Genomic DNA, 21,030 nt, shown 5'->3' with positions numbered 1-21,030 from the left:
TCCTGGGGACTGTCCGGCCCACTATTTTAAAGGGCATGGACGGACGCGCTCGGACGGTGGAGGGGAAGCAGCCGCACCAAATCTTTCGCCCGCGCAGGGTGCTCGCCGCCGTGATGGCGGCGGCAGGCCTGTTATGGCTGGGCATCTTCGCCTGGCTGTTCCACTTCGACGGCGTGCCGCTGCAGACGTTCCTGTCCGCGGCCTTCTTCGTCGTCTTCTTCGGGGTGGCCGTCACCTACTACGGCCGCACCCGCATTGAAGTGGACGCCCGGGGCATCACCTGCCGGGGCATGGTGCGCACGCGGCGCTTCTCCTTCGCGGACATCCGCAAGCTGGACGTCCTCCCCGGGCCGGTGACGGTCTACGCCATCCGGGGCAGCAAGGGCTTCGTGCACTTCACCAGCTTCTTCCGTCACCACCGGCACCTGGCTCGGCTCCTGGTGGAGCGCGCGGGCCTCTCGCCCCTGCCGACGTAGGGCGCGCGCACTTTCAGCCTGTCGCCGCCACCAGGGAGGTGACGAGGAGCGCACCCAGGGCCAGCGCGACGGCCCCGGCGATGATCCAGCCCTCCAGGCGCCGTGGCCCTCCCTCGGGAGGCCGCGGCGTTCCTGCGTCCGCGGGCTCCTCCACGACGGCGACCGGCTGGGGCACGGGCCGTGCCTCCCCCGAAGCCTCATCGAACGCCGCCTGGAAGCGGAGCAGCGAGCGCCCCAGCTCCACGACGTCCCCGTCCGCCAGGGGCGTGGAGGACTCCAGCCGCACGCCGTTGAGGAACACTCCGTTGGGCGTCCCCAGGTCTTCCAGCAAGAAGCCCGAGTCGTCGCGGCGGATCCGCGCGTGCATCCGCGACACGGCCCGGTCGCGCAGCCGCAGGGCCGCGCCGTCGCCCCTGCCGATGTCCGTGCACGCCTCCGCGAGCGCGTGACAGCGGCCCACGTCCAGTCCGGTGAGGCAGGTGAGGGAGGCGGCGCGTGACGGCGGGGTGTCCGCGTCCGTCAGCAGGCCCTTGAGCACCGCGACGGTGCCCACGCCGCGTCCGGGGGCGCTCGGCTCGGCGAGCACGCGCAGACACATGCCGTCCGGAAGGCCCAGCACCTCGCCGGGCACCACCAGGCGCGACACGCCGGGCAGCACGCGCACCGCGTTCACGGTGAAGCTGCGCACCGCCTCCACCATGAGCCGCCCGGAGCCGATGCGCAGGGTCAACAGCCCCGGAGGAAGGCCCTCCAGGTGGACATGGTCATCGGGGCCGCCGCCCAGCAGGTGGCGGCCCTCGGTCAGCTCGAACGGGGTGGGGGTGCCCAGGTGCTCGAATTCGAAGCGCATGCGGACGTCCGGCAGCAAGCGTCACGCCTGCCACCGGACGTCGCATTTTCGCGAGGTTGCCCCCAGGCCCCATCCAGCCCCGGCCCCCCATGTCCGGAGGCCGGGACGGCGGTGGGCCATCGCTTCTGTCTAGAAGGTGGCACCCAGGTTGATGGTGCCCACGTAGCGGCCGCCGCTGCTGAACGTCTCGTCGCCGCCCAGGTTCACGTCGGACGGCGGCACGGTGAGCGCGAACTCCTGGTCGAACAGGAAGTTGTAGTTCACGCGCGCGTCCGCGGTGAAGCTGCCGATGTGCAGGCGCAGGCCCGCGCCCACCGGCACGTTGCCCACCGTGTCGTCCTGGAAGCCCAGGGCGGCGGAGCGCACGTTGTAGCGGCTCAGGCCCACACCGCCCATGACGTACGGCTGGAGCGGCGTGGCCGTCAGGCCCAGCGTCACCGCTGCCTGCGCGCCGTTGCGCACGATGTCCGGTCCGCTGGTGTCCGTCGCCAGCACGCGGCTGTCGTTGAAGTTGCTGATGGCGCCCGTGTAGCCCAGCTCGATGCCCAGCACGTTCGTCGGCTTGATGGCCACCGTCACGCCGTACGCCAGGCCTGGATCAATCTGGTCGCGCAGGCCGCTGGTGTAGCCCTCCACACCGCCGCCCACGAGGAACGTCAGGCCGCGCATGTCCGCCGACCTGCGCAGCTCCGTCGAAGCCGCCTGTGCGGAACCCGCCGCCAACACCGCCACCGCCGCCGCGCCAGCCAACAATCCCTTGCTCATATGGTCCCCTCCCTGTGTTGGACCGAAAAATGGGGTGGACTTTGGTCCATGCCAACAGAGTCCCAGGGGCCCGCAGGCTCGGTCGCCCTCCCTTGCGGACGGGTTGCCCATGCATGGGAAGCGCGCTGCCCCACCCGAGGAAGAACGCTTCCAGGAAGGCCGGGAAGGGTAGACTCCGCGCCTTCGATGCGCCTCCGCTCCCTTGCCCTCGTCCCGTTGCTGTCCTCCGTCCTGTTCGTGGGTGGCGCCTGCCGCGATGAACAGGCGGGCCCCGCCCACCGCACGCCCAAGCTGCCCGCGCCCACGACGCTGCGGACGCTCGACGCGGCCCCGGAGGGGCTCACCTTCCGCAGCGGCGCCACCTTCGCCGGAGGCTCCATCGTCTACCTGGGCGCGCGCGTGACGCCGGAGCAGGCCACGCCAGGGCAGCCGGTGCGCGTCGCGCACTACTTCCAGGCCGTGCGCCCACCGCCCCAGGGATTCCACTTCTTCGTGCACGTGGTGGACCCGGAGAGCGGCCAGATGCTGGCCAACGCGGATCACGAGTTCCAGGACGGCGCCGCGCCGCTGGAGACCTGGCCCGTGGGCCGGGTGCTGGAGGACGTGCACACTGTCGCCATGCCCGCCACGCCCGCCCGCCTCGCGTTGGGCTTCTGGAAGGGCGACGAGCGGCTCGCGGTGGATGATCCACGCATGCAGTCGGGTGACAACCGGATGCGCGGCCCGCTCCTGGGCGGCGAGCCTCCCGCGCTGCCGGAGTACACCGTCACGCGCGTGAAGAAGGCGCCGGTGGTCGACGGGGCGCTGGACGACGAGGCCTGGAAGGGCGCGAAGCCGGTGACGCTCGCGGGCAGCTTCGACGGCCGGCCCGTGCGGCTGCGCACCCAGGCGCGCATGGTCTACGACGACGCGAACCTGTACGTGGCCTTCGACGTGGAGGACCCGGACATCTGGGGCACGATGCGCAACCGCGACGACTCCATCTACGAGCAGGAGGTCGTGGAGGTGTTCCTCGACGCCAACGCGGACGGGCGCACGTACAACGAGCTGCAGGTGTCTCCCCACAACGTCATCTTCGACGCGTACTTCCCCGCGCGGCGCCAGGGCATGGACCGCTCCTGGGACTCAGGCATGAAGACGGCGGTGAAGGTGCGCGGCACGCTGGACGACGCGTCCGACCGCGACGAGGGCTGGACGGTGGAGATGGCCATCCCGTTCAACCGGCTCGCGGAGGTGCCGCACATCCCGCCCCAGCCGGGCGAGCGCTGGCGCTTCAACCTTTACCGGTTGGAGCACCTCGACCGCCGGCAGGTGGAAGGCCAGGCCTTCTCCCCCCTCTTCATCGGCGACTTCCACGCGCTGCCGCGCTTCGGGTGGCTCGTCTTCCAGTAGGCCTGCGCGTCAGGCGTGGGGCGAGATGTCCCACGGCGCATCCGCCACGGAGCGCTCCGCCGGGTCGCCCAGGAAGCGCACGAAGCCGCGGGACTCCAGCGTGTCGACGAGCTCCTCGGCCTCCAGTTCGGAGAACCGGTTGTCCCGCATGTCGAGCAGCATGTCGCGCATGAGGGACTTGCCGCGCAGGTAGCCCACGGGCTCGCCAGGGCCCAGGCGGGCCTTGAGTTGCGCGGTGAGCTGCCGGAGATCCAGGTCGTCGGAGATCATCACCGTTCAAGCTGGGCCTGCCTCCCACTCCCGGCAACGGGGGGCGGCGCGGAATCCACGCGCGGCAGGAAGGACACCAGCCGGACGTCCTCGCCGTCGCTCTCCAGGGTGATGGCCCCATCGCGGTCGGTGCGCCAGCACTCGGTGCCCAGGGCCCGGTAGCGCGCCTCTACCTCCGGATGGGGGAACCCGTAGCGGTTGCGCCGGCCCACGCAGAACACCGCGTGCCGCGGCCGGGTGCGCTCCAGGAGCGGCGCGGTGGATGACGTGCGCGAGCCATGGTGCGGCACCTTCAACACCGTCACCGGCCCCAGCGCCTCCTCGAGCGCGGCCTCGCCCTCCGCCTCCACGTCGCCCGCCAGCAGCACGGTGACGTCGCCATGGCGCACGCGCAGCACCACGCTCCGGTCGTTCGCGCCCTCCATCAGTTCCCGGTCCACGGGAGGCCCCAGCACCTCCAGCGTCGCCTCGCCCAGGACGAACGCGGGATGGCCCACCTCCACCTCCTCCACCGTGGCGCCCTTGGCGGCGGAGATGATCCGCCGGGACAGCGGCCCGTCCGCGCTCCCCGCGGACAGCCAAAGGCGTTCGGTGGGCACCTGCGCCAGCGTCGACACGAGCCCGAGCGCATGGTCCGGATGCGGATGGGAGAGCACCGCGAGGTCCAGCCGCGACACGCCCTCGGCCTTGAGGAAGGGCAGGACGAACCGCTCCCCGGTATCCGCGCCCTCCGGAACGCCGCCCGCATCCACCAACGCATGGTGCCCCTGGGAGCGCAGCACCACCGCGTCCCCCTGGCCCACGGAGAGGAAGGTGATCCGCAGCGCGGGCTCCGGAGCGAGTACGGGCACCAGCAGTGCGCCCAGCACGGCCCCGGGAACGAGCAGGCCCAGCCATCGCCAGCGCCCCGCCCCCAGTGCCCAGGCGCCCGCCCACAGCACGGGCGTCGCCACGACCGGCGCCACGACGAAGAGGGCCGCGCCGCCCGCCGCGAGCCCGGTGAGCACGCCGCACAAGGGCAGGGCGACGATGTTGGACACGAGCCCCGCCAGGCTGACCCGGCCAAACGCCGCCGCTACCACGGGCAGCCCCACCAGCGTCGCCGCGCCGCTCGCGCACAACGTCTGCGCCACGGTCTCCCGCGCCTGGGCGGCCCACCGCTTCATCAACCGGGGTTCGGAAGGGGCCGGCCGGTCCAGGGGCAGGGCCTCGCGCAGCGCGGGCGACAGCAGCACCAGCCCCAGCACCGCGAGGAACGACAGCCGGAGCGACAGGTCCACGACGCTGGAAGGCGCCCAGGCCACGAGCACCAGCGCCGCCAGCGACAGGCCGTTCAGCCCATCCGCGCGTCGCCACAGCGACAGGCCCAGCAGCACCGCCGTGGCCATCACCGCCGAGCGCACCGCGGGCGCCTGGTTCCCCGTGAAGACCACATAGGCCCAGACGAAGGGCACCGCCGCCGGAGCCGCCCACCGCCGTGCCTCCAACGTCCGCCAGCGCCCACCCACCCGCACCATCCCCCGCCTGAGCAGCGCGAGCGTCATCAGCGCGAGCGCCGCCACGTGCAGCCCGCTGACGCTGAGCACATGCGCGAGCCCCGCCCGCGAGAACGCGCCCTCCCAGGAGGCGTCCAGGTCCGCGCGCTGCCCGGCCGCCAGCGTGAGGAACAGCGCCGCCGAGTCCGCCGAGGGCGCGACCCCATGCACCGCCGTCGTCAGCCGCCCGCGCACGTCCTCCAGCGCGAGCCGCCACGATGGGGCAGGGGAGAGCGCCAGCACGCGCCCCGGAACGAAGCCGCCCGTGAAGGCCACGCCCTGCCGCCGCCGCGCCGACGAGAAGTCCCGCTCGCCCGGATTCGAAGGAGGCGCATCCGGCGCGAGCCGCGCTTCCACCCGCACGCGCTGCCCGGGGTGCAATTCCAGCCCCTCCCCCCGTCCAGACAGGCTGACGCGGAAGCGGGCGGCGGCCGGAGGCTCCGGAAGTGGCCCCGCGCGGGCCACCGCGAGCCGCAGTCGCACGGCGCCATCGAAGCGCTCCACGCGCTCCAATTCGCCTTCAAGGACCGCGCTGCCGCCTTCATTCAGGGCGGGAGGGATATCGACCCGGGCCTCCAGGGCGGAAAGCCCAGCGCCCGTCAGGGCCAGCGCGCCGAGCACCGCCAGATGTGCTCCAGGCAAGGGACCGAGCGCCACGCCCAACCCACCCAGGCAAAGCGCACAGAGGAGAAATACCCCGGCGAAGCTCTCTGTTCCGGTTGCCCAGAGGGCGCCGAGCAAGAGGCTCAGCGCTGGAAAGAACAACGGACGCGTACCCAGGTCACGCCACGAATAACGAACCAACACCCACCCCCCCCCACCGCCCCGTCCGTATCGCGGCGCTCACACACCGAGCGACACCGCACACAAAACCGGACACCGTAGTGTGGCTGTCATCGGGTGGTCAAGGCGATTTCGTTGCCCGTGGATGTAGTTTGTGGTAGTAGTGGCGGGCGTGAAGGCCGGGGTCGAAGCTTTCTCCAAGGAGGCAGTTAGTGCAGACCAGCTTCAAGACTGGTGACAAGGCGGTTTATCCGGGCCAGGGCGTCGGTGAGGTGATGGGCATCGAGCACACCGAGGTCGCCGGGCAGCGCCAGTCGTTCTACGTGCTGCGCATCCTGGAGAACGGGATGCGGATCATGATCCCGATCAACAAGGTCGGATCGGTCGGTCTCCGGGAGATCATCAGCGAAGAGGACGTCAAGCAGGTCTATTCCATCCTCCGCGAGAAGGACATCTCCGTCGACTCCACCACGTGGAACCGCCGGTACCGCGAGTACATGGAGAAGATCAAGACGGGCTCCGTCTTCGAAATCGCCGAGGTGCTCCGCGACCTGTACCTGCTCAAGGGCGACAAGGACCTGTCGTTCGGCGAGCGCAAGATGCTGGACACGGCTCGCTCCCTGCTGATCAAGGAGCTGTCGCTGGCCAAGGACTGCACCGAGGAAGAGGTCGAGTCCGACCTGAAGAAGATCTTCAACCTCGCCTGAGTCCCCGCGTGACGCGAAGGCCCCCGTGGCCATCGCGTTCGCACCCCGCGCCCCGGGTTCCCTCGATGGAATCCGGGGCGTCGTGTTTCCGGAGCCCGGCACGCGCCAGGCCCCGTGAGCCTCATGGCGTCTGGGGGGCCAGCGCCGCCAGCTGTGAGCGGGCCTCGGCGTTGCCGGCGTCGTACTGGAGGGCCGCGTTGAAGTCCGCGCGCGCGTCGTCGAAGCGCTGGGCGCGAACGGCCTCCTGGCCTTTGAGCACGTACAGCCCGGCGAGCTGGCGGCGGAGGTCGAACCCCTGCCGGCTCCAGTCCTGGGACAGCTCCTTGTCCGCCCGCACGGCGGCGCTGAGCGCATCGAGCGCCCGGGGACGGTCCTGCTGCGCCAGGGCGGTCCGGGCCGAGGCTTCGGCGGTCTGGAAGCGGGTGAGCTGCTGCACCAGGGGCGTGAGGTTCGCGCGCTTCGCCTGGGCCAACGCCCCGGAGACGTCACCGGATTCGTAGCGAGCGAGGATGTCCGCGCGCTGGCGCTCGTCCGGAGGTCCTGACGGTTCGGCCAAGGGAGCGGCCTTCCGCCCGGACGCGGCAACGACCTGCCCCGCGCTCGGAGCGCCCGGATGGGGTTCGCCCGCCTTCGCGGTCCCCGAGCCCTTCGCGACCTCCTGGGCGCTCGGAGCCGCGTCCCTCGAGGTCACCCCGGTGCTCGGGTGCAGGCCGCGGGCGATGTCGGAGGCGCTGAGGGTCTTCGCTGCTCTCGGGCTCCCGTGATTCGAACCCTTCGTGGGCGTCTCCGCACCAACGCCGGTGGCCTCCGTCGCGGGCGCCGCCGCCTCGGTTTCGTGGGCCTCCGTCGCGGGCGCCGCTGGAGTCCCGGGGGCCTGCGCGGGCGTCCCTCCCGCCGTACGCATGGCCACCACGCTGATCAACGCCGCGACCGCGGAGCCCACGACCGCCGCGGCCACCGCCACGGCGACCCCATTCAGCCGGCGCTTCGCCGTGCGAGGCCGCAGCGGATCCATCGCCGTCCGGCTCATCGTCGGCCCGGCCCCTGAACCGCGCAGCCGCAAGGTCGCGTTGCCCAGGCTCAGCTCGTCCCCGGGCTTGATCTCCACCTCGCCCTTGATGCGCAGGCGGTTGACGAAGGTGCCGTTCTGGCTGCCCAGGTCGCGCACCAGGAAGACATTGCCCCGCCGGGTCAGCTGCGCATGGCGCCGGCTGATGGACGCATGCTGGAGCCGCAGGTCCGACGTGGAAGACCGCCCCAGCGTGATGGAGCCCTGGCGCAGGGGCACGAGCTGCCCGACACCCGGCCCTCGCTCCACGTACACGAACGCGGGCGTCAGGCCCGGATCCGAGTACTCCTTCGCCCAGTCGTACCGGGGTGACAGCTCGCGGTCGGACCGGGTGCGCTCGCCCGGGCCTCGCCGCTTCGCCTTCCGGGGGCCCGCCGGATACTGGGGCACGCGCTGCGGGCGTGGATCATCCGCCTGAAGGGGCGCCACCTCGTCGTCGTCGAACGGGAGATCCTCCGACGGGTCATCCGACGACGCCTGCTGCCCTGGAGGGCGGGGAGGGCGCGGCGGACGCTTCGGATTCGGCGGAGCCATGCGGCGATTCTCCCTATCCGACGCTTCCAACGCCAAGTGCTGGCCTGTGTGGGACCCAGGATCCTAGAGTGTGTATCGCGTTGCGCAAGTGCCGCGCCCGCCCTGTTCCCAAAGGAGGACCCTCCACCGTGGCCCCCTCATCCATCCGGCTCTTCAACACGATGTCCATGCAGAAGGAGCCGCTGGAGCCGCTCGTGCCCGGCGAAGTGAAGGTCTACGTCTGTGGGCCTACGGTCTACAGCTACATCCATATCGGGAACGCGCGCACCTTCACGTCGTTCGACGTGGTGGTCCGCTACCTGCGCTACCGGGGCTTCAAGGTGACGTACGTGCGCAACTACACGGACGTCGACGACAAGATCATCAAGGCCGCGCACGAGACGGGCGAGGCGCCCGTGGACCTGGCCTCGCGCTTCGTGGAGGCCTTCCGCGAGGACGCCCGCGCGCTGCACCTGCGCGAACCGGATGTGTCCCCGCGCGTGAGCGAGACCATCCCGGAGATCGTCGCCATCATCCAGACGCTCGTGGACAAGGGCTACGCCTACGAGGCGAAGGGCGACGTGTACTTCGCCGTCGACAAGGACGACGACTACGCGAAGCTGTCCAAGCGCCACCTGGAGGACCTGTGCCAGGGCGAGCGCGTGCATCCCGGCGACCTCAAGCGCCAGCCCTTGGACTTCGCGCTGTGGAAGGCGGCGAAGCCCGGTGAGCCGTCGTGGGACAGCCCGTGGGGCAAGGGCCGTCCGGGCTGGCACATCGAGTGCTCCGCGATGAGCGAGAAGTTCCTGGGCCGCACGTTCGACATCCACGGCGGGGCGTTGGACCTCATCTTCCCCCACCACGAGAACGAGATCGCCCAGAGCGAGTCCGCCACCGGCCAGACGATGGCGAAGTACTGGATGCACTGCGGCTTCCTGGACCTGGAAGGCGCGAAGATGTCCAAGTCGCTGGGCAACGTGGTGCGCCTGCGCGACGCGCTCGCCAAGGTGGACGCGGAGGCCCTGCGCTTCTTCTTCCTCTCCACGCACTACCGCCACCCGCTCAACTTCGGGGAGAAGGCGCTCCAGGACGCGGAAGGGCGCATGGAGTACTTCTACGAAACGCTGCGCAAGGTGGACGAGCGCGTGGCGGGCAAGGACTTCGGCAAGGGCCCGCTGCACGGCGACCCCGCGCGCTTCCTCACGGAGTTCGAGTCCGCCATGGACGACGACTTCAACACCGCGAGCGCGCTGGGAGCGCTGTCCGGGCTCTTCGGCTTCATGAACGAGCTCACCGACAAGCCGCCCGTGAAGGACAAGCCGCTGGTGGGACGCACGCTCCAGGCGCTGCGCGAGCAGGTGCGCGAGACGTCCCGCGTCCTGGGCGTCTTCGAGGACGACCCGGGCGAGTGGCTCCTGCGCCGCCGTGAGCGCGCGGTGCGTGAGCGCGGCATCGACGTGGCGGAGGTGGAGCGGCTGCTCGCCGAGCGGACCGCCGCGCGCGCCGCGAAGGACTTCGCGAAGGCGGACGAAGTGCGAGGCGCCCTCAAGACCCTGGGCGTGGACATCATGGACACGCCTGCCGGCACCTCCTGGAAGGTGGCGGCGCCCGCCTCCTGAAAACCCGCTGGGGGGCGCCCGTGCGGCCATGCTACGCACGGGCCCATGAGGCTCCTCCCCGCGCTGTTCGTCTCGCTGTGCTCCCTGGGCTCGGTGCCCGTCCTGGCGGCGGGCGCGCCCTCTGTCACGCCGCAGGAGAAGACGGCCGAACAGGCCATCACGGCGGACCTCCTGCGCGCGCACGTGCGCTTCCTGGCGAGCGACCTGTTGGAAGGCCGCGGCCCCGGCACGCGCGGCGACGCGCTGGCGCAGGAGTACATCGCCACGCAGTTCGAGGGCCTGGGCCTCAAGCCGGGCGCCGAGGACGGCAGCTACCTCCAGCGCTTCGACCTGATGGGCATCCACAGCCGCCCCGGCACCATGACCTTCCAGGCGAAGGCGGGCCGCGTGGAGCTCCAGCCGCGCGAGGACTTCATCGCCGTGTCCGGCGTGCAGGCGCCGGAGGCGAAGCTGGACGCGTCCGAGCTGGTGTTCGTGGGCTACGGCATCGTCGCGCCGGAGTACCAGTGGGACGACTTCAAGGGCGCGGACCTCAAGGGCAAGACGCTGGTCATCCTCAACAATGATCCGGAGGACGACCCGCGCCTCTTCGGCGGCAAGGCGCGCCTCTGGTACGGCCGCTGGGACTACAAATACGAGCAGGCGGCGAAGACGGGCGCGGCGGGCGCCATCATCATCCACACCACGCCCAGCGCGGGCTACCCGTGGCAGGTGGTGCGCACGTCGTGGACCGGTGAGCAGTTCGAACTGCCCGCGGGCGACGGGCCCCGCCTCCAGGTGAAGGCCTGGACCACCGAGGACGCCACGAAGCAGGTGATGAAGCTCGCGGGGCAGGACCTGGACGCGCTGCGAGCCTCCGCCCAGAAGCGCGACTTCCGCCCGGTGCCGCTGGGCGTGACCCTGTCCCTGCGCCTGTCCAACGAGGTGCGCCGCCGGCCCACCGCGAACGTGCTGGGCCTGCTCCCCGGCAGCGACCCCACGCTGGCGAAGGAAGTGGTGCTCTACAGCGCGCACCATGATCACCTGGGCAAGAAGGACGACGGCAAGCCCGGCGAGGACGTCATCTACAACGGCGCGCTGGACAACGCGGCTGGCGTCGCCTCGATGCTGTCCGTGGCCCGCGCCTTCACCGCGCTGCCCGCGCCGCCGCGCCGCTCCATCCTCTTCGCAGCGGTGGCCGCGGAGGAGTACGGCCTGCTGGGCTCCGCGTACCTCGCGGCGCATCCGCCGGTGCCCTCCGGCCGCATCGCCGCGAACATCAACGTGGACGGCGGAAACGTGCTGGGCCGCACGCGCGACATCACCGTCATCGGCCTGGGCAAGTCCTCCCTGGACACCTTCGTCACCGCGATGGCGAAGACGCAGGGCCGCACGGTGAAGGCGGATCAGCTCTCCGACCGTGGGTTCTTCTACCGCTCGGATCAATTCAACTTCGCGCGGCAGGGCATTCCCGCCGCCTACTTCGGCAGCGGCATGGACTTCATTGGCCGGCCGGAGGGCTGGGGCAAGGCGCAGCGCGGCCAGTGGGAGGCGAAGCACTACCACCAGCCCTCCGACGAGGTCCGCCCGGAGTGGGACCTGTCCGGCGCCGTGGAGGACACCCGGCTGTTCTTCCTCGTGGGCGCCCAGGTGGCGAAGGCCCCGTGGATGCCCGTGTGGAACAAGGGGGACGAGTTCGAGGCCGCTCGCCTGAAGTCCCTGGAGGCACTGAAGGCCCCGGCCGTGAAGTAGGCGGGCGCCCCGTCCTTTGTCGGACGGACGTGCACGAAGGTTCAGTACACAAGCAGCGGGGATGTTAGATCTGTCCCCTATGCCGGAGTTCGAACTCGTCAGTGAGCACAAGCCAGAAGGCGACCAGCCCAGGGCCATCGGGGAGTTGACCGAGGGCCTGCTTCGCGGCGACCGCTACCAGACCCTCCTGGGCGTCACCGGCTCGGGCAAGACGTTCACGATGGCGAACCTCATCGCCAACGTGCAGCGGCCCGCGCTGGTCATCGCGCACAACAAGACGCTGGCGGCGCAGCTGTACGGCGAGTTCAAGTCGCTCTTCCCCAGCAACGCCGTCGAGTACTTCGTCTCGTACTACGACTACTACCAGCCCGAGGCCTACGTCCCGTCGACGGACACCTTCATCGAGAAGGACTCGTCCATCAACGACAACATCGAACGGATGCGCCACTCGGCGACGCACAGCCTGCGCACCCGCAGCGACGTCATCATCGTGGCCAGCGTGTCCTGCATCTACGGCCTGGGCGCCGCGCGCAGCTACGTGGACCTGGCCATCCGCGCCAGCGTGGGCGAGGACATGGGCCGCGACGGCTTCATGCGCAAGCTGGTGGAGGCCCAGTACGAGCGCAACGACCTGGACTTCCACCGCGGCACCTTCCGCGCCCGCGGCGACACCGTGGAGGTGTTCCCCGCCTACGAGGAAGAGCGCGCCGTGCGCGTCAGCTTCTTCGGCGACGAGGTGGAGCGCATCACCGAGTTCGACCCGCTGCGCGGCCAGACGCTGGGCCAGCTGGAGAAGATCGTCATCTTCCCCGCCAGCCACTACGTCGCGGGCCCGGAAGCGCGGCAGAACGCCATGCGCACCATCCGCGACGAGCTTTCCGAACAGCTCCAGAAGTTCAAGGCGGAGGGCAAGCTGCTGGAGGCGCAGCGGCTGGAGCAGCGCACCATGTTCGACCTGGAGATGATCGAACAGGTCGGCTACTGCAACGGCATCGAGAACTACTCGCGCCACTTCACCGGGCGCGCGCCGGGTGAGTCGGCCCCGTGCCTCATCGACTACTTCCCGCGCGACCTGCTGGTCCTCATCGACGAGAGCCACCAGACGGTGTCCCAGATTGGCGCCATGTACCGGGGCGACCGCGCCCGCAAGGAGACGCTGGTCAACTTCGGCTTCCGCATGCCCAGCGCGCTGGACAACCGGCCGCTGAAGTTCGTCGAGTTCGAGGAGATGGTCCCCCAGGCCGTCTTCGTCTCCGCGACCCCCGCCGAGTACGAGCTGCAGAAGTCCAAGGGCGTGGTGGTGGAGCAGATCATCCGCCCCACCGGCCTCACCGACCCGGAGGTGGAGACTCGCCCCGCCGGCAATCAGGTGGACGACCTGCTGGAAGAGGTCCGCGTGCGCGTGTCGCGCAAGGAGCGCGTGCTGGTGACGACGCTCACCAAGCGCATGGCGGAGGACCTCACCGAGTACTACAGCGACGTGGGCGTGAAGGTCCGCTACCTGCACTCGGACATCGACGCCATCCAGCGCATGGCCATCATCCGCGACCTGCGCCGGGGCGAGTTCGACGTGCTCGTGGGCATCAACCTGCTGCGCGAGGGCCTGGACATCCCGGAGGTGTCGCTCGTGGCCATCCTGGACGCCGACAAGGAAGGCTTCCTGCGCAGCCACGTGTCGCTCACCCAGACCATTGGCCGCGCGGCGCGCAACGTGAACGGGCGCGTCATCATGTATTCGGATCAGATGACCGACTCCATGAAGCGCGCCATGGATGAAACGACGCGCCGCCGCGACATCCAGCGCGCGTACAACCTGGAGCACGGCATCACGCCGCGGTCCGTGAAGAGCAACATCACCGACTTCACGGCGAACATCCCGGACTACGACGCGGGCGCGGGTGCGCTGCCCATGGCGGCGGAAGGGGAGAACGACCTCCTGGAGCCCAAGGAGATCCAGCGCCTCATCAAGGAGTTCAGCGCGGACATGCTCAAGGCCGCGGACGAGATGCAGTTCGAGAAGGCCGCCGAGTTCCGCGACCGCGTCCAGCTGCTCAAGGACATGGACCTGGGGCTCAAGCCCGCTTCGCGCTCGCTCTTGCGCGCGCCGCCCAAGGCCGTGGACCAGCCCGGCACCACGCCCAAGAAGGGGCGGGGACGCGGCCGTCCGTCCCCGTCGGGTGGCGGTTCTTCTGGCGCGTCCGAGGCGTCCAAGCCCTCGGCCCGTTCGCGGTCACGCAAGAACTAGCGAGGCCCGCCATGGACATCCGGCTGCAGGAAAAGCTGGACGCGCTGCCCACCGAGCCCGGCGTGTACCTGATGAAGGACAAGCGCGGGACCATCATCTACGTGGGCAAGGCCATCAACCTGCGCAGCCGCGTGCGCAGCTACTTCAACCGCTCCGGGGACACCCGCGTCTTCGTGTCCCTCTTGGACACGATGCTGGGCGACCTGGAGACGGTGCTCGTCCACAACGAGAAGGAGGCCCTCCTTCTTGAGAACGAGCTGATCAAGAAGCACAAGCCGCGCTTCAACGTCCTGCTCAAGGACGACAAGCAGTTCATCTCCCTGCGCCTGGACCGCACCCAGTCGTTCCCCCGGCTGGAGGTGGTGCGCAAGTACGAGAAGGACGGCGCGCGCTACTTCGGCCCGTACTCCAGCGCGGGCGCCATCCGCGAAACGCTGCGCCTCATCAACCGCTTCTTCCGCCTGCGCACCTGCACGGACCACGTGCTCGCCAACCGCAAGCGGCCGTGCTTGCTGCATCAAATCGGACGGTGTCCGGCCCCGTGCGTCTACCCGGTGCCCCCGGAGGACTACCGCAAGAGCGTGGACGAGGTGGCCATGTTCCTGGAGGGCAAGGCCGGGCAGCTCATCGAAGGGCTGCGCGCGCGGATGAAGCACGCGTCCATGGAGCTGAAGTTCGAGGAGGCCGCGCGGGTGCGCGACCAGCTGCTCGCCATCGAGCGCAGCCTGGAGCGCCAGAAGGTGGCCACCACGGACTTCAAGGACCAGGACGTGTTCGCGCTGTATCGAGAGGGCGACCGCATCCTGTTCTACGTGCTGCACGTGCGGCAGGGCCGGCTCAACGGCGGCCAGGCCTTCCCCTTCGGCAGCCAGGAGTTCCCGAACGACGAGCTGCTCGCCTCGTTCGTGAACCTCTACTACGACCAGGGCGGCTTCGTGCCCGAGGAGGTCCTGCTGCCCCTGGAGCCCGGCGACGGCACCGACGGCCTGGAGGCCCTGCTCACGGAGCGCAAGGGCGAGCGCGTGCGCGTCTTCGTCCCCAAGCGCGGGGAGAAGCATGAGCTGGTGGACATGGCGGTGAAGAACGCGGAGCAGGCGTTCGTGGAGAGAAAGCGCACCAAGGACGAAACGGACACGGTCCTGTCGCGGCTCCAGTCCAAGCTGGGCCTGCGCAACTTCCCGCGTCGCATGGAGTGCTTCGACATCTCCCACTTCCAGAGTTCTTCCATCGTGGCCTCCCAGGTGGCCGTGACGGACGGGGAGACGGACAAGTCGCGCTACCGCAAATACAAGATCAAATCGGTGGAGAAGCAGGACGACTTCGCCAGCATGTACGAGGTCATCACCCGCCGGCTCAAGCGCGGCCTGGAGGACAACGAACTGCCGGACCTGCTCGTCATCGACGGCGGCAAGGGGCAGCTCGCCAGCGCGCACGCGGCCATGAAGGACCTGGGCGTGGAGGGCATCGACGTGGTGGGCCTGGCCAAGAGCCGCGATCAAGAAGTTTTTGACCGGGACGCGGAGAGCGCGAAGAGTCCCGAGCGCGTCTTCGTCCTGGGTCGCAAGGATCCCATCGTCCTGCCGCAGAATTCAGCGGAAATGTTCATGCTCACGCGCATGCGGGATGAGGCGCACCGCTTCGCCATCACCTTCCAGGGCAAATCCATGCGCAAGAGTTCCTTGCGTTCCGCGCTGGAGGACATCCCCGGCGTGGGGGAAGGCCGGCGGAAGATGTTGCTGCGCCACTTCGGTTCTCTCAAGCGGGTGGGCGAGGCCAGCATCGAGGAGCTGACCGAGGTCGTGGGCCCGGCGATGGCCGAGCGCGTCCACGCGGGTCTGCATGGCGACCCCGAGGACGACACCGTGGACCCGGTGCGCGAGGCGTCCCTGGATGACGCCTCTGAACCCGTGCACGAAAAAGCGGATGGAGGGTCGCCACCCGGTGCGGCATGATTAAGTTCCGCTTCGGACGCCGGGGGGACTGGCCGCTGGAACCCGCGACGTTCCTAGGGTTTTTCATTGCGACCATGCTCGGCGCTGATTTATAGCGGTTGAAGATCCGAGCACGTTTGAAGAGGACGAGGGACCGACATGAGGCTGTATCCGAAGGTGATCCCGATCATCTCGCGCGAGGCCATTCAGCAGCTCATGCAGGACGGGGACATCGAGGTGGAGCCGATGCGCGTGGCCGACGCCGAGATGGATCTCTCCGCCATCATGCGCGAGTACCTCGCCAACGAAGAGCGTGTGAACCAGGCGACGCGCGAGGCCCTGGAGCGTCGGGGATATGACTACTCCAAGTTCAACCAGGTGAAGCGCGAGATGGCGGACGTGCGCGGCTTCAAGATGGGGGACGAGGGCATCGAGTACGTCATCAACCAGATGATTGAGTTCCTCCTCATCAGCCGGAACGTCGAGGAGGTCTACTCCCCCGACAACGTGCTGCGTCAGAAGATGTTCCAGGGCATGAAGAAGCACCTGGACGTCGACGACGAGATCGACCGGGAGGCCCGCTCGCGGCTGAAGCACCTGCAGGAAGGCACGAGCGCCTTCGACATCGAGTACAACAAGACGGTCGAGCAGATTCGCCGCGCCCGCGGTCTGATTTAGTCCCGGGGCGTGCCACGGCCCGCTCCGCTGCCTACCTTCAAGTTCAAGGGAGGCAGCGTCGATGGCGGGTCCAATCACGAGCATCTTGCTGTCCGGTTTCCTGGCGGCGGCGCCAGGGAGTGACGGGTTCACGTTCGAGGGCCGGGAGGCCAGCGCGAGGACCGAGCAGCCGGACGGTTACTTCTTCGAAGGTCCCCTACCGTTCAACGACTTGACCGAGCGGGGCACGGGGCAGGCATCTTTCTCCGTGCGGGACCGGGTCGGCATGCCGAACGCGACCTTCGGCGACAAGGCGCAGCTCTCCGCGAGCTTGCGCGTGGGTGGCGCCGAGTACCGCGTGGAGTTGACGCAGACGGGCTTCCCGCCGGTGCAGTCGATGTCGCGGGTGCCCGCCGGGCCACTCCCCCCACCGCCGCCGCACCTCATCGAGGGCGGGGTGCTGATGGGCACGCCCATCTACGGCGAAACAGGCATTGGCTGGCGCGCCACGACGCGCGCGCACGCGGCGATGGCCGTCTGGGGCATTGGCAGCGTGTGGCGCAACGGGACGCTGCTGACGGACTCGGCGCTGGTGCACGCGGCGGCGTTGGACGCGGGCACGTTCTCGGATGACGACACGACGCGGCTTTTGCGCGAAGCGCGGCCGGGGGACACGGAGCTGGTGGTGGTGGTGTGGAACCTGCCGCCGCAAGCGGAGCCGCGCGGGTTCATCCAGTTCCTCTTCGACAACGTGTCCATCGAAGTGGAGGGGACGCGGGTGCCGTCGCTGGCGGTGGTGCCCACGACAGGGGAGTTGCCCTCGTCGCTCGCGACGCTGACGCCGGTGGCGCCCACGGCGTTCCCGGCGGCGGTGGCGCCCATGTCCGCGCCACGCTTCGCGCAGGGCACGGGAGGCAGCGGCACGGTGGGGACGACGGGCGTCACGACCACGGCGGGGCCGGGGACCGCCGCGGTGATTCCGGAGGTGGGCGCGGCGGGGACGACGACGGTCATCCTGCCTTCGGCGCCCGCGCTGCCGTCGGAGGCGCCCTCGACGTACAGCGGTTCGTTCGCGCCCTCGGCGCCCACCAATCCGCCCTCCGTGGTGTCGGGAGTTACTCCGGGCTCCGCGGCCCCGGTGGGGCAGGGGACGTTCACCACGCCGCCGACGGTGGCGGGCGTGTCCGTGGGGGGCTTCACCGCACCGCAGATGTCCGCGCCGGACTTCAACAACTTCGTGGGCACCAGCCAGGTGAGCCCGGGCATCCTCGCCACGGTGCCGCCGCTGTCGCAGTCCGCCAGCACGCCGGCGTCGCCCATCCTGGGCACGCCCGCGCCGCTCAACACCGGAACGCCCGGGCCGCTCCTGGGGACGCCCGCGCCACTCAATTCCTCGCCGAGCATCGCGTTGCCGGCCACCCCGTCCCCGGCCAACGCCGCGCCCGCCACGGCTCCCGCGGCGGCCCCGGCACCGGCGGGTGGTGCCGCGGGGCCCGCGCCCTGAGGGAGTGTCGCGACGCCGCCGCGACCTGCCCGCCCGATGCGATGAAACCTGTCCGACAGTAGGACAGGTTCGCGAGCCGAGCCTCTGACGGGGCGGCGTTTCTCACCGGCGGGCAGGGGGTGGGAAAATTGACCGGTCGCTACGGACCTGTAGCGTCCTGAGCATGCCCCCTCCCGTCGCAGCCCTCGCCACCCCCGCGATGTTGCGCCGTACCGACCCCGTTCGCGGGGCCATGGAGCGCCTGGCCCGGACGCTGCCCGTGCGCGAGGACGCCACCGTCCTGCTGGACTTCGTGGAGGACGACCTCCGCGAGGGCCTGGATGCCCTGGGTGACGTGCAGGCGCACTTCTACGACCTGCTCCTGGCCCTCCACCGCGAGACGCTCACGCCGGTCGCACTGATGAACGCGGGCGAGAACCTGCATGTGCTCCAGCGTCTGGAGGACCTGAACGAGGTGGTGACGCAGCTGCGCCGCCGCCTGTCGCAGGCCGCCGGGATGATCCGCAACGGCTGAGGCCGGGCGCTACAGCGACTGGAGGAAGCGCACCAGCGCGTCCCGGTCGCTGGCGGACAGGTTGCGGAACCCCTCCCGCGCCCGCTCCGCCTCTCCGCCGTGCCACAGCACGGCCTCTTCCAACGTCCGGGCCCGCCCGTCGTGCAGGTAGCCCGAGTACGGAAGAATCGTCTGCGTCAGCCCCAGGCCCCACAGGGCCGCCGTGCGCCACTCGGTGCCAGTGGCGTCCCCATCCGGCCGCCCGTCCGCCAGGTCCGCGCCCATGTCGTGCAGCAGCAGGTCCGTGTACGGGTGGATGCGCTGATGGGACAGCTCCGCGACCGGGTGCTCCCCGGTCTCCAGCGTGTCGCGGTGGCACTTCACGCAGCCCAGGTCCTTGAACTTCGTCTCGCCGCGCTTCACCGCCGCGTTGTCCAGCGCCGTGCGCGCCGGCACCCCGAGCGACTGCGCGTAGAACACCGCTGAGTCCAGCGTCTTCATGGGCAGCTCGAAGCCGCCGCCCGCGTCCGGGAAGAGGGGGTTCGTAATCCCCATGTCGTTGAAATAGGCCTCCGCTGACTGCTGCCGCAGGTTGGGGCTGTTCGCCTTCCACCCGAAGCGCCCCGGCACCAGCGCGAGCGCCTGCACGTCCCACACGGTGTTCATCCGGCCGGAAATCCCGTCGCCGTTCGCATCCGTGGGGTCTTCCAGGGCCCGCAGCGTGGCCAGGTCCACCGCTTCCAGCAGCCCCAGGCCCACCACCGGCGGCGGCAGGCGCAGCGACGTGAGCATGCCCGCGGGCGGGGACGAACCGTCCGGCATCACGATGGTGATGCGCGGCGAGCGCAGGCCGTACGCCGTGCCGTCCGCGTACTTCCCCGCGCGCTCGTCCCACGCGAGCGTCACGGTGGCCTCCGGCGACGCGCCGTAGACGGCCTGGTCTTGAATCTGGAGCCCCAGCCCGGGCACCGGCACCGCGCCGTTCGGGTGCTCCGGCGTGCCGTCCGGAAGGCTCACGCGCACCAGCAATTGCGTGCGCGTCGGTCCGCCCCCCATCACCGGCATGCCACGCCCGTTGCGCAGGTGACAGCCATTGCAGGAGGCGTTGTTGTACGCGGGCCCCAACCCCGGGTTCACCGGGGCGGGGCCGGGCACGAAGACGGCCGCGAAGGCTGCGTCGCCCTCGCGGTGAAGCGCTTCATGCTCCGTGGTGAGGTTGGGGGCGGGCTGCGCGAACGCTCGCGACGTGCGGTCGTCGATGGTCGTGTCGCCCCCCGCGCGCGGCGAAGCCCCCGGGGCTTCGGCTTCCGTGCCGCAGCCCGCGAGCCACAGCAGCATTCCGAGTCCCAGCGTCTGTCGCATCGCGTTCCCCCGCTCCCACATCAGGGAAGGATGACAGCCTTCACGTCCACCTGGAAGGTGTCGTGCAGCTTGCGGATGGCGGCCTGCGCACCCTCGATTTCATCCGCGGAGGCCGGGTCCTTGATGGACACCGGGAACGGCTCCGGCACCTTGCCCAGCGCCGCGATGGCCGCCGCGAGCTCCGCCTTCACGCGCGTGTCCAGCGCCGCGTCGCGCTCCTTCACCACGTCCGACATGGACAGGCCCTTCTGCGCGGCCTCCGGGCGGTGGCCCAGGTAGACGTTCTCCACGCTGCGCATGTTGTTGGTGAAGTCAGACAGCGAGTTGAGCGCGAACTGGCTCTCCACCAGGTTCGCGTCCTTCGCGTCGTACGGGTCGGCGATCTTCCCGTTGGCCACCTCGTCCAGGATGACCAGGATGCCGCCCAGCATCTCCTGCGCGCCCGCCTCCACCGTGGGGTACGCCGTGTTGCCAGACTCTCCCGCGGTGGCCAGCGTGTCGCGGTACGGCGCCTGGCCGTTCACGCCGGTCGCCCAGGACGACGCCAGGTTGCTGGACACCGTCTTCAGCTCCGCCGTCAGCGCGAGCAGGTACTCGAACTGGCGCGCGTTGAACTCCTCCGGCTTCTTCACCTGGCCCTCGCCGAAGAGCAGGTACTCCGTCGTGTGGAAGCCCTTCTGCGTCTCCGCCAGGTTGCTCACGTACTGCTGGGACAGCGTGTCGTTGTTGCCGAGCACCGCGTCCAGGTCCGTGCGGTTCACCGGCCAGCTGTCCATCGCCGGGTCCCACCCGTTGCTGTCCACCGGCCCGAACAGGAAGGACTCGCTCTGCTCCCACGGCACGCGCGCGGCGAACCACGCGTCCTGTGCCACCTTCAACGTCGTCGCGCTGGGGGCGTTCTTCAGCGCCAGCGACGCCGCGTCCAACTCAATCATGCGCGTGGCGAGCAGGTTGTACGTGGGCACCACCACGTTGTCGGCGAAGTTCACGACGAGCTGCTGATCCAACGACTCCAGGTTGGTGTCGTCGTCATCGCCACAGGCGCCCGTCAGGAGCGCACCGCCCACCAGCAGGGAGAGTTTCAGGGAACGGGAGGACATGGGGTGTACCTTCAATGCCTTTCTTTGC

17 protein-coding genes are annotated in these 21,030 nt (G+C 69.9%); 10 read left to right on the top strand and 7 right to left on the bottom strand.

What is annotated here, in order from left to right; genetic code table 11:
* Window positions 1–35: 35 nt before the first annotated feature.
* Window positions 36–476, top strand: coding sequence for a PH domain-containing protein (locus D7X99_RS11865; protein ID WP_121777872.1), 441 nt, complete (start codon window positions 36–38; stop codon window positions 474–476).
* Window positions 477–489: 13 nt separating this feature from the next.
* Here D7X99_RS11865 and D7X99_RS11860 read toward each other — a convergent pair whose 3' ends face one another.
* Both D7X99_RS11860 and D7X99_RS11855 read right to left on the bottom strand, forming a co-directional pair.
* On the bottom strand, window positions 490–1,326 hold the full coding sequence (locus tag D7X99_RS11860) for an FHA domain-containing protein (RefSeq protein ID WP_121777888.1): 837 nt from the start codon (window positions 1,324–1,326) through the stop codon (window positions 490–492).
* 129 nt (window positions 1,327–1,455) lie between these two features.
* On the bottom strand, window positions 1,456–2,091 hold the full coding sequence (locus tag D7X99_RS11855; protein ID WP_121777871.1) for an outer membrane beta-barrel protein: 636 nt from the start codon (window positions 2,089–2,091) through the stop codon (window positions 1,456–1,458).
* Between the two features lie 186 nt (window positions 2,092–2,277).
* Here D7X99_RS11855 and D7X99_RS11850 point away from each other — a divergent pair, with 186 nt between their 5' ends.
* Window positions 2,278–3,483, top strand: a complete 1,206-nt coding sequence (locus D7X99_RS11850; RefSeq protein WP_121777870.1) for a carbohydrate-binding family 9-like protein — start codon at window positions 2,278–2,280, stop codon at window positions 3,481–3,483.
* Window positions 3,484–3,492: 9 nt separating this feature from the next.
* Here the strand turns inward: D7X99_RS11850 and D7X99_RS11845 are convergent, their stop codons facing one another.
* Together D7X99_RS11845 and D7X99_RS11840 are read right to left on the bottom strand one after the other, a co-directional pair.
* Window positions 3,493–3,753 (bottom strand): hypothetical protein, encoded by a 261-nt coding sequence (locus D7X99_RS11845; RefSeq protein ID WP_120566442.1) that lies wholly within the window; start codon window positions 3,751–3,753, stop codon window positions 3,493–3,495.
* Window positions 3,753–6,092 carry a ComEC/Rec2 family competence protein gene (locus D7X99_RS11840; RefSeq protein ID WP_121777869.1) on the bottom strand — a complete coding sequence of 780 codons (2,340 nt, stop codon included), beginning with the start codon at window positions 6,090–6,092 and terminating at the stop codon, window positions 3,753–3,755. The genes D7X99_RS11845 and D7X99_RS11840 overlap by 1 nt, the downstream gene beginning before the upstream one ends.
* Window positions 6,093–6,283: 191 nt before the next feature.
* Here D7X99_RS11840 and D7X99_RS11835 point away from each other — a divergent pair, with 191 nt between their 5' ends.
* On the top strand, window positions 6,284–6,778 hold the full coding sequence (locus D7X99_RS11835) for a CarD family transcriptional regulator (RefSeq protein ID WP_120533482.1): 495 nt from the start codon (window positions 6,284–6,286) through the stop codon (window positions 6,776–6,778).
* Between the two features lie 121 nt (window positions 6,779–6,899).
* Here the strand turns inward: D7X99_RS11835 and D7X99_RS11830 are convergent, their stop codons facing one another.
* Window positions 6,900–8,381 carry an FHA domain-containing protein gene (locus D7X99_RS11830; protein ID WP_121777868.1) on the bottom strand — a complete coding sequence of 494 codons (1,482 nt, stop codon included), beginning with the start codon at window positions 8,379–8,381 and terminating at the stop codon, window positions 6,900–6,902.
* Window positions 8,382–8,509: 128 nt separating this feature from the next.
* On the opposite strand from D7X99_RS11830, the gene cysS reads away from it, so the two are divergent.
* The 7 genes from cysS to D7X99_RS11795 all read left to right on the top strand — a co-directional run bounded on the left by cysS (window position 8,510) and on the right by D7X99_RS11795 (window position 18,561).
* Entirely contained in the window at window positions 8,510–9,979 is a 1,470-nt protein-coding gene (cysS, locus tag D7X99_RS11825) for a cysteine--tRNA ligase (RefSeq protein ID WP_121777867.1), read from the top strand.
* 45 nt (window positions 9,980–10,024) lie between these two features.
* On the top strand, window positions 10,025–11,710 hold the full coding sequence (locus D7X99_RS11820; protein WP_121777866.1) for a M28 family metallopeptidase: 1,686 nt from the start codon (window positions 10,025–10,027) through the stop codon (window positions 11,708–11,710).
* 79 nt (window positions 11,711–11,789) lie between these two features.
* Window positions 11,790–13,955, top strand: a complete 2,166-nt coding sequence (gene uvrB, locus D7X99_RS11815; RefSeq protein ID WP_169825981.1) for an excinuclease ABC subunit UvrB — start codon at window positions 11,790–11,792, stop codon at window positions 13,953–13,955.
* Between the two features lie 11 nt (window positions 13,956–13,966).
* The gene (uvrC, locus tag D7X99_RS11810) at window positions 13,967–15,907 is read left to right on the top strand and encodes an excinuclease ABC subunit UvrC (RefSeq protein ID WP_121777864.1); all 1,941 of its coding nucleotides are present in this window, start codon (window positions 13,967–13,969) and stop codon (window positions 15,905–15,907) included.
* 138 nt (window positions 15,908–16,045) lie between these two features.
* Window positions 16,046–16,564 carry a DUF507 family protein gene (locus D7X99_RS11805; RefSeq protein WP_014398200.1) on the top strand — a complete coding sequence of 173 codons (519 nt, stop codon included), beginning with the start codon at window positions 16,046–16,048 and terminating at the stop codon, window positions 16,562–16,564.
* A 61-nt stretch (window positions 16,565–16,625) separates the two neighbouring features.
* A complete protein-coding gene (locus D7X99_RS11800; RefSeq protein WP_121777863.1) occupies window positions 16,626–18,047 on the top strand; it encodes a hypothetical protein in 1,422 nt (473 codons plus the stop codon).
* A 163-nt stretch (window positions 18,048–18,210) separates the two neighbouring features.
* Window positions 18,211–18,561 carry a hypothetical protein gene (locus D7X99_RS11795; protein ID WP_121777862.1) on the top strand — a complete coding sequence of 117 codons (351 nt, stop codon included), beginning with the start codon at window positions 18,211–18,213 and terminating at the stop codon, window positions 18,559–18,561.
* 9 nt (window positions 18,562–18,570) lie between these two features.
* On the opposite strand, the gene D7X99_RS11790 is transcribed toward D7X99_RS11795, so the two are convergent.
* Both D7X99_RS11790 and D7X99_RS11785 read right to left on the bottom strand, forming a co-directional pair.
* Entirely contained in the window at window positions 18,571–19,902 is a 1,332-nt protein-coding gene (locus D7X99_RS11790) for a di-heme oxidoredictase family protein (protein WP_121777887.1), read from the bottom strand.
* Between the two features lie 20 nt (window positions 19,903–19,922).
* Window positions 19,923–21,002 carry an imelysin family protein gene (locus D7X99_RS11785; protein WP_121777861.1) on the bottom strand — a complete coding sequence of 360 codons (1,080 nt, stop codon included), beginning with the start codon at window positions 21,000–21,002 and terminating at the stop codon, window positions 19,923–19,925.
* Window positions 21,003–21,030: the final 28 nt, after the last annotated feature.

This window comes from Corallococcus sp. AB032C (assembly GCF_003668935.1).
In the GTDB taxonomy this organism is placed as follows: domain Bacteria; phylum Myxococcota; class Myxococcia; order Myxococcales; family Myxococcaceae; genus Corallococcus; species Corallococcus exiguus.
The sequence above is the reverse complement of the archived record's forward strand: the minus strand, read 5'-3'. Positions and strand labels throughout refer to the sequence as shown.